Here is a 1,712-nt window from a genome sequence, read left to right on the forward strand (position 1 = left end):
TCCTTGTCAACAAGTTTTTTCGAAAAAGTTTTTTTCGCTCTAACCTCACGACCAGAGCTCAATTAGTATAGCAAATTCTTTACTAGCGTGTCAACTACTTTTGAAAAAAATTTTAAATATTTTTCTTCACCTTTATTTCTTTCGATCAGACCACTGATTGCTAGAGAAATTAGTTTTTGACTAAGTGACTTTATCTCATCTATCTCATCCTTATTTAGCGTTTTTTTCGAAAATCTTTTTCTTAATGTATCAAAATTTGTTGAATACTTTTTATAAATTGACTCTTTTGAAATAATATTCTCCAATTCATCTAGTTTTTGAAATAAGCCAAGATGAAATGCTGCAGGTTCGAAAGTTCTATCTAAAGGTTGAGTACAAACACTTCTAAATTCAATCGTTCCTCTCTTTGTTAAATCTTGATAGTGATAACTCCTATGATTACTGATATCTTCTTTTTGGGGTGTAATTTGTTTAATATTTCCGTCTAACGTAAATGCATTTAACTCTTTCTTTTTAAAATAATCCTCTACGCTAATAGGATAAAAATATAAAATTTCGCCATCTCGCTCCACATTAAATATTGAACTCTTACTTAGATATGTAAAATAGTCGCTCTCATCTTGAAATTTTCGAGATGGTAGCCCTACATTTTCTTTCTGGATACCATGCATTGATTGTTCCCAAAAAATATCACGAGAGATCCTTGTATCCCATTCTCGCCATTTAAACTCAGAATTTGCAAATAGATAGGCTTTGACACATTCAATTGCATTGAAAGCATTGATGACTCTGACGAAATTATTACCGTTAATATCTAACTGTACTTGGCTACCACAAATAAAAGCTCCATAGTAAGGGAGGTCGTGCAAGTTTGAATTATTAATTGTCGAAGATAATTTCAAATACGACATTAACATTTCATATCTAGGCAACTTAACAGGTTGGTTATCATTGATAGCCCAATTTGGATTTATCCCTTCTCCGATAATTTTGTGATTTTTATCATTTAGAAAATTTTGAATAATATTCATATAGGAATTAAATCTATTTTCGATAGTAATAATATCTAGTTCACGATGGAAAGCAAATTCAATCGTATTATAAGATACCTCAAATAAGATATTATCCCCATTTGACTTTTCTCTTATCGAAACAATATTGGAATCTTCATCCCTAGATATCACTTCAAAATTAAAGTGATTCACTAAATAAGATAATAATTCCTTTGTTACCCTGGTATCAGTAGGGGTACTTGGTGTCATAGAGACTATTGGAAATTCTAATTCAATACCAACAAATAGAGTGTCCGTCTCTTTATTTAGAGGTTTGAAATATACTTCTCTTAGTAATTCAATTGATTTTTCCATCTCTAAGTACTCCTACTTTCAATATTTTATCTATTATACCAAAGTATTCATTTTTTTCAAATATTTCTGATATTTGGATATTTATTCAAAAAATTGTTAGATATAATATTTAGGTTTTTCTAACAAACTCCTCTTATTGATTTTGACTAGGAGTTAGTGAAAAAGCAAATACTTCCTAAATATCGAGGCTTTAGCCCTTCAATATATATTTAACCCTTTTTGTGACATAGATAGGCTCTAAGGGCTCTAAAAAACGGCTCTATAATTTCTGTAGTGGGTAAATCCACCAAGGAGATTGTAGGGCTTTTTGAATGTAGAAAAAAAGTCCCACATGACTTATAATGA

Annotated in this window: 1 protein-coding gene; it reads right to left on the reverse strand. The window is 30.3% G+C overall.

Features of this window, described 5'->3' with window-relative positions:
- Positions 1-62: 62 nt before the first annotated feature.
- Positions 63-1,367, reverse strand: a complete 1,305-nt coding sequence (locus JOC28_RS10575) for a glutamate-cysteine ligase family protein (protein ID WP_205010632.1) — start codon at positions 1,365-1,367, stop codon at positions 63-65.
- Positions 1,368-1,712: the final 345 nt, after the last annotated feature.

Source organism: Streptococcus loxodontisalivarius (assembly GCF_016908645.1).
Taxonomy (GTDB): Bacteria; Bacillota; Bacilli; order Lactobacillales; family Streptococcaceae; genus Streptococcus; species Streptococcus loxodontisalivarius.

Coding starts and splice junctions, on each gene's coding strand:
- JOC28_RS10575 (WP_205010632.1), bottom strand. CDS start 1,367: ATGGAAAAATCAATTGAATTACTAAGAGAAGTATATTTCAAACCTCTA.